The following is a 7,381-nucleotide window of genomic DNA, read 5'->3' as shown; positions in this document are numbered from 1 at the left end:
CCCGCGGAGCGGGTCCCTCAGCCGCTGCGCGGCTGACGAGCGACGCTCGGCGCGTTGCGCCGAGCAAGTGCAAGGCGCCCGCGTTGCGGGCGCCAGGGTGCCGCGTTGCGGCACCCGCAGGCGGCGCGTTGCGCCGCCTGGAAGGTCCCCCGCTGCGCGGGGGACAGGGCCCGCGTTGCGGGCCCGCTGGCAGCGAAGTAGGCGGTTGTGTGGGGTTGTTCGCTTCGGTCTTCCCATGCGGGGAGCCGGCCCGGAACCAATCTGACACACCATCAGAAATACCTGACGACCCGTCAGGGATCGTGTCTCGAACACTCTGCCGAACCCATCCCCGAACCACCATCATGGCATACTCGTACGCCTTGACGCCACTCCGGAGCTTAGACAACACTGTCCATACAGATCCCAGAAAAACGAGACCCCCGCCGGCGCCGGACCGGGGCCCGGGGCCGGCTCGCATCGGACCCGTGACACCCGCCCACCCCGACCTCCACACACCATCTGACCAGCATGAACCCCGGCCGCCGACGAGCACCGGGAAGCAGCCGGCCGAGGCCCGGCACCGCACCCCCGGAGCACGCTCGACACCACGCCCCGCACCTCTCACCGCACCCGACGATCGACACACCCGGTCGCACTGTGAATCCGGGCCTCGAATCCAGAAACCACGGAGGAAATCGCGTGGAACTCATACCGAAATCACGGAACTTCCACTCGACATTACGGATGACGACGGGACCCACGGAATGACGACGACGCTTTTCCCTCATCAGCGCGAGGCCGTTCAAAACGTCACGCGCGAATTCGCTTCCCCTCCGGCCGATATGGCGGCGCTGCGCGCGGGTGACGGACCGTGGGCCGGCTTGCGGACGCAGGTCGTGGCCGCGACGGGTACCGGCAAAACGAGGATCGCGGCGGCCTGCGCGGCTCATCTCGCGCCCCACGGTCGGGTGTTGGTCCTGGTGCCCACCCTGGACCTGCTGACGCAGACGGTGGCCGCGTGGCGGGCCGCGGGGCGTACCGGGCCGATGATCGCCGTCTGCTCTCTCCGGGGCGATCCGGCGCTGGACGCGGCGGGGGTCCGGTGCACCACCAGCGCACCCCAGTACGCCCTCTGGTCGGGCCGTACGCGGCATCTCACGGTGTTCGGGACCTACGCCTCCCTCCGGGTGCTGCTGAGGGCGCAGAAGGGCCCCTACGGCCTCGAACCGCCGGCTGCAATGGACCTCGTGGTCGTGGACGAGGCCCACAGAACCTCCGGAGCGCTCGGGAAGAGCTGGGCTGCGGTGCACGACAACCGGCGCTTGCCGGCGGCGCGGCGCCTGTACATGACCGCCACGCCCCGGATCTGGGAACCCCCGCCCGGCAGCGCCTACGCCGCGCTGGCCGAGGACCCACCCGTACCCGAACTCGACCCCATGGACCCCGACCCCGAACTCGACGAGTGGGACGGGTGGCAGGACGACGACCTCGAACTCGCCGACGAACTCGAGGAAGACGAACACAGCGAGCGAACGGCGTACCAGCCCCTGCCCGTCGGCTACGCCGCATCCATGGACGACGAGAGGTTGTTCGGCAGGGTTTCCTACTCACTACCCCTCTCGGCGGCAGTGTCCGCCGGCCTGGTGGCGCCTTTTCGGATCGTGGTGGCGGAGGTGACCGACCCGGAGGTCCAGGCCGCCGCCGCGGCGAGCGGGAGCCGGCTCAACCGGCTCTCGACGCGGCCGGCGGATGTGGAGGCTTACCGGGGGGCGCGGTTGGCCGCGCTGCAAACCGGACTGCTGAAACTGGCGTGGGAACACGACCTGCGCCGGATCCTGACGTTCCATCACCGCACGATCGAGGCCGAGGCGTTCGCCGTCGGCCTGCCCAAGGCCTTCAAGAGGCTGCGCAAGGGCGCGGCGGCCTCGGCGTATCCGGGCAACATCGCGGCCGACTGGATCTCCGGGGAGCACGACCCGCAGCATCGGCGGCGGGTGTTGGGACGGTTCGGGGCCGGCGCCGACGCGGACGGCGTGGCCGTGACCAGGGCGTTCGTCAGCAATTGCCGGGTGTTGGGGGAGGGTGTCGACGTCCCGGAAATCGACTCCATCGCCATCCTGGACCCCAAAGGATCCATCGTAGAAATTGTTCAGGCCGTGGGCAGGTGCATCAGACCGTCGGCCGCCGGCACCAAGCTCGCGAGCATCATCATCCCCATCTTCCTGGAGCGCGGGGAGACGCCGGACGACATGCTCGTCTCCCCCAGCTGGCGCCCGCTCCAACGGGTCCTTCAGGCGTTGCGTGCCCACGACGCGTCCATCTGCGACGTCCTGGCCGTACCCCAGGTCAACGGAGAGGCCCAAGGCGACCGCATCGAGGAGCCGGCCGCCGAGGACACCGACGCCGAGGACGGGACGCTGGGCGAGGGGGAACGCCCGGAGTGGCGGCCGATCCTGCGTTACTCGGCGCTGCGCGACCCGGCGCAGATCTCGCAATTCGTGGAATTGCGCGTGGTCGACCCGCAATCCCGCAACTGGCTGCGCGGATACGTCGCCGCCGAACGCTACCAACGAGCCCATGGGAACCTCGTCGTTCCCATTGATGCTGTTGACATCGATCACCACGGAATCAAATTCCCGCTGGGGCGCTGGATTTCGGAAATGCGCGCCGAGTACGCCAGGAATCATTTGGAGCGTGGGCAGATTCAACGGCTGGAATCGCTCGGGATGGTGTGGTCGGTGCACGATCAGGCGTGGGAGGACGGGCTGGCCATAGCGCGTGAATACGCCCGCCGGCACGGCACGTTGGCGGCGCCGGCCGATGCCGTGGTCGACGGCTACCCGATCGGGACGTGGCTCGCGAACCGCCGCGCCCAGGACCGACGCGGCGAACTCGCCGCCGAGCGTGCCGCGGCGCTGGACGCCCTGGTCGACGGCGAACCGTGGCACCCGCCGCACTGGCCGGTGGCGTGGCAGCGGCACCTGACCCACGCGACCGACTACCTGCGCGAGCAGGCCGAGCGGGGCGGCGGGGCCCGGCTGGACGACGTGGGCTTGGACGTCACCCACCGGGGGACGTCGATCGGGCGGTGGGTGGCTCGGCAGCGGTCCGGGTGGGACGGGCTGAACGAGCCGCAGCGCGAACAGCTGCGCGCGCTCGGACTCACCCCGCCCGCGACGGCCGACACTGCCGAGGCCGAGGCCGAGGCGGCGGCGGCAGTGGCGGTGGCGGTGCCGGACGGGCCTCGGCCCAAGCGCACGCGCGAGCAGGCGTGGGCGATCGCGGTGGCCGCGGCGGCGGCGTACCGGGCCCGGGTGGGGCACCTGGAAGTCCCGCGCGGGCATGTGGAGTCGGTGACCGCGTTCGACGGGTGGCCGGAGGACGTACGGTTGGGGGTGTGGGTGACCACGACCAGGAGCAGGCGGGCGAAGCTCTCGGCCGAGCGGATCGCCGAGTTGGACGCGTTGGGCATGCGCTGGACATGAGCCGGGTGTGAGATCCGGAGTGGGGTTCGGGGTGTGATCGTGTCGTCTGGTTCGGGCGAACCGGCCGCGTCCGGGGGCGGGTTGCCGGCAGGGTGGGTGGGGTGTCCTTCGCGGGGTCCTCACATTCGCCTCGTGGCGTGGTGTGCGGGCTGTGCCCCACGACACGGACACCCGAACGGCCACGACCACGCGTGCGTGGTCGTGGCCGCGACCGTTCCCCGCGTGGAGCCGCCATCGAGGCAGTCGTGCGCCACGTCGAGGGCGGACGAGCCACCCCACGAACCCGGTACCGCTTGTGGGACGCGGTGGTGTCACGAGCGGGTCACCGTCGCCGCGAGTGGACTCCGCGGCGGAGGCGAGGGTCGGACGATGGGGGGATGACGGCCAAGACGTGGGCGTGGGTGGGCGGCACGATGGCGGGCGCGGCGGTGGTCGGGCTGGCGGTGTATCTCGCGGTGGTGGGGCTGGACGAGGCGGACAAGTGGGCGAGCGTGCTCGGGCTGTTCGTGGCATTGGCCGGGCTGGCGGTGTCGGTGATCGGAGTGTGGCGCGAACGCGCCTCGGCGGGTGGGCAGTCGGTGACCCACAGCGTGATCGGCGGCGGCATCGCGCAGGTGTCTGGGACCGGCGGCAACGTGCGGATCACCCGCCGCGGCACCGGACCCGTCGCCCCGCCACCGACTCCGCCGGGGGCGCCGCCTGCGGGTGCTCCGCCGGTGGACGACGGGCAGTGGGTGCACGGCAGTACGGTCTCCGGCCCGGTCGACCAGGTACAGGGCACCGGTGGGGACGTCGACATCGACGAGGGCCCGTGAGCGGCCCGGGGCGCCGGTTCGGATGGCGGCTCCACCGCGACACCCCGCCTGCCCTCGAGCCCGGAAAGCGTGCGGCCGGGGCCGATGTCCCGGCGCGGGTTGCGGGGGTGCGGGCGGGTCAGTGGGTGACGGGTTCGGTGGTGTACGGGCCGGTGACCCAGGTCTCCGACGTCACCGGAGACGTACACGTCACCACGCACCCGAGCGCGGAGCGGGCGCTGTACCGGATTGACGCATTCCCGACGGAGCGCACGGCGCCGACGGTGGCGCAGGCACGGGCGCAACCGGCGCGATTGCTGCAGGCCCGCTACGCGCTGGTGGACTTCACCGGTCGTCGGGACGAGTTGGCGCGGTTGGCCGCGTGGCGCGACGACCGCGCCGCAGGGGTGTCCGTGCTGTTGGTGCACGGGCCGGGCGGACAGGGCAAGACACGCCTGGCCGCCCGCTTCGCCGCCGACACCCGTGCCGCCAGCGGGGGTTGGGAGGTGTTGCAGGCGAGGCACGCCACCGACCCCACCCCCGCAGACGCGCACGCCTCCTCGAGCGCCGGAGGCCTCGGGCGCGGGTCGGACCCGGCTGGGGAAGCAGAGCCGGCTGTGGGGGTGTTGCTGGTGGTCAACTACGCGGAGCGGTGGCCGGTGACCGACCTGCTGACGTTGCTCGCGCATGCCGGCGGGCAGGGGTGTCGGGTGCGGGTGTTGCTGGTGGCGCGTCCGGCGGGGTTGTGGTGGCAGACATTGGCGCATCGCCTGGACCGCCTCGACGTGGACACCGACGTCCTGCCGCTTCCGGCGCTCACCGACGATCCGAACACCGGTCCCGACGCACTGTTCACTGCGGCCCGCGATCGGTTCGCCGCCGCCCTGGACGTCCCCGACCCCCACTGGGCCACCGCACCCGCCGCGCTGGACGACCCGCGGCGGTTCGGGCAGGTGCTGGCCGTGCACATGGCCGCGCTGGCCGCCGTCGACGCCCACCGCACCGGCACGGCGACGAACCTTGACGCGCCGGGGCGGATCTCCGGCTACCTCCTGGACCGCGAACGCGACCACTGGCAGACCCTCCACACCAACGGACGCGTCACCGTCCCCGCCGACACCCTTGCCCGCGCCACCTACACCGCCGCCCTGACCGGTGTGGTTCCTCACGACACCGGACACGCGGCGCTCGTCGCGATTGGCGCCTGCGCGGGCGACACCGTTGACCGCGCCCTGACCGACCACGCCGTCGCCTACCCGCCCACCGACACCCACGCCGGGGCCGTCCTGGAACCGCTGTACCCCGACCGCCTCGCCGAGGACTTCCTCGCCCTGTCCACCCCCGGCCACCACCTCGCCCACGCCACCCCTGACCCCTGGACCACCACCGCACCCACACGCCTGCTCCACCACACACCCGGCCTGCACACGGGCACCACGGCGTGGGCCGCCGGTCGGGCCCGCAGCGCTCTCACCGTCCTGATCGCCGCCGCGACCCGATGGCCCCACCTCGTCACCATCCAACTCACGCCCCTCCTCACCGCCAACCCCACCCTCGCCCTCCACGCGGGCGGCGCCGCTCTCGCAGCTCTCGCGGCTCTGGACGGGCTACCCGTGGAGGTCTTGGAGGCCGTCGACGCCCACCTGCCCAAGGATCGGCGCATCGACCTCGACCTCGGTATCGCCGCCCTCACCGCGCGCCTCACCCCTCACCGTCTCGCCGCCACCACGGACCCCGCCAACCACGCACACCTCCACACCTCCCTGGCCATCCGCTACGCGAACGCCGGACTCCACCACCAGGCCCTCACCGCCGACCAACACGCACTCGTCATCTGGCGCCGCTTGGCGAAGGGCGATTCGGCCACGTACGAACCGAACCTCGCCAGCTCGTTGAACAACCTGTCGAACCGCCTCCGTGCGGTGGGTCGCCGGACCGAGGGCTTGGCCGCAATCGAGGAAACCGTCGAGGTCTATCGCCGCTTGGCCGCAGCCAACCCCGCCGCCTATGACTCAGGCCTCGCCATGTCGTTGAACAACCTGTCGATCCATCTCGGGGAGATGGGTCGGCGGGACGAGGGCCTGGCCGCGGTCGAAGAAGCCGTCGAGGTCTATCGCCGCCTGGCCGCAGCCAACCCCGCCGCCTATGACCCAGGCCTCGCCATGTCGTTGAACAACCTGTCGAACCGACTCGGGAAGATGGGTCGCCGAACCGAGGGCCTGACCGCGATCGAGGAAACCGTCGCCATCCGACGCCATCTGGCAGCGGCCAACCCCGCCGCGTACGAACCGGACCTCGCCGGCTCGTTGAACAACCTGTCGGTACATCTCAGGGAAGTGGGTCGCCGGACTGAGGGCTTGGCCGCAATCAAAGAAGCCGTCGAGGTCTATCGCCGCCTGGCCGCAGCCAACCCCGCCGCACACGAACCAGACCTCGGCCTGTCATTGAACAACCTGTCGGTTTACTTCGGTGAGCTGGGTCGCCGGACCGAGGGCTTGGCCGCGATCGAGGAAACCGTCGCCATCCGACGCCACCTGGCGGCGGGCAATCCCACCGCGCACGAACCGAGCCTCGCCACTTCGTTGAACAACCTGTCGAACCGACTCGGTGCGATGGGCCAGCAGGACGAGGGCTTGGCCGCAATCGAAGAAGCCGTCGCCATCCAACGCCGCCTGGCAGCGGCCAACCCCGCCGCCCACGAACCGGACCTCGCCAGTTCGTTGAACAACCTGGCGGGTCGGCTCGGGGAAGTGGGTCGGTGGGCCGAGGGCTTGGCCGCGATCGAAGAAACCGTCACCATCCGACGCCACCTGGCAGCGGGCAACCCCGCCGCCTACGAACCGGACCTCGCCATCTCATTGAACAACCTGGCAGTCGACTACGGGGACGTGGACCGCCCGGACGAAGGCCTGACCGCGATCGAGGAAGCCACCCGGATCCTCCATCGCCTGGCCTCGGAGACACCCGCAGTGTTCGCCGAGCGTCTGCGGACCGCACAGGCGACTCGAGCGGACCTGCTCGACGGGATCGGTCGTTCCGAGGAAGCCCGGGAAATCCGCCGACGGCTCGGCAACGAACCCCCGGCGACTGACAACGTCCGCCTCCGGTAGAGATACGGCG

At 71.2% G+C, this 7,381-nt stretch carries 3 protein-coding genes; all 3 read left to right on the top strand.

Annotated features, from left to right (window positions below):
- Window positions 1-344: 344 nt before the first annotated feature.
- Window positions 345-3,467, top strand: coding sequence for a Helicase associated domain protein (locus tag ACH4XV_RS44755; RefSeq protein WP_395799736.1), 3,123 nt, complete (start codon window positions 345-347; stop codon window positions 3,465-3,467).
- 377 nt (window positions 3,468-3,844) lie between these two features.
- Complete coding sequence (locus ACH4XV_RS44750; protein WP_395799734.1) at window positions 3,845-4,282, top strand: hypothetical protein; 438 nt, start codon at window positions 3,845-3,847, stop codon at window positions 4,280-4,282.
- A gap of 125 nt (window positions 4,283-4,407) precedes the next feature.
- On the top strand, window positions 4,408-7,371 hold the full coding sequence (locus ACH4XV_RS44745; RefSeq protein ID WP_395799732.1) for a tetratricopeptide repeat protein: 2,964 nt from the start codon (window positions 4,408-4,410) through the stop codon (window positions 7,369-7,371).
- Window positions 7,372-7,381: the final 10 nt, after the last annotated feature.

It is taken from the genome of Embleya sp. NPDC020630 (genome assembly GCF_044334985.1).
Taxonomy (GTDB): Bacteria; Actinomycetota; Actinomycetes; order Streptomycetales; family Streptomycetaceae; genus Embleya.
The sequence above is the reverse complement of the archived record's forward strand: the minus strand, read 5'-3'. Positions and strand labels throughout refer to the sequence as shown.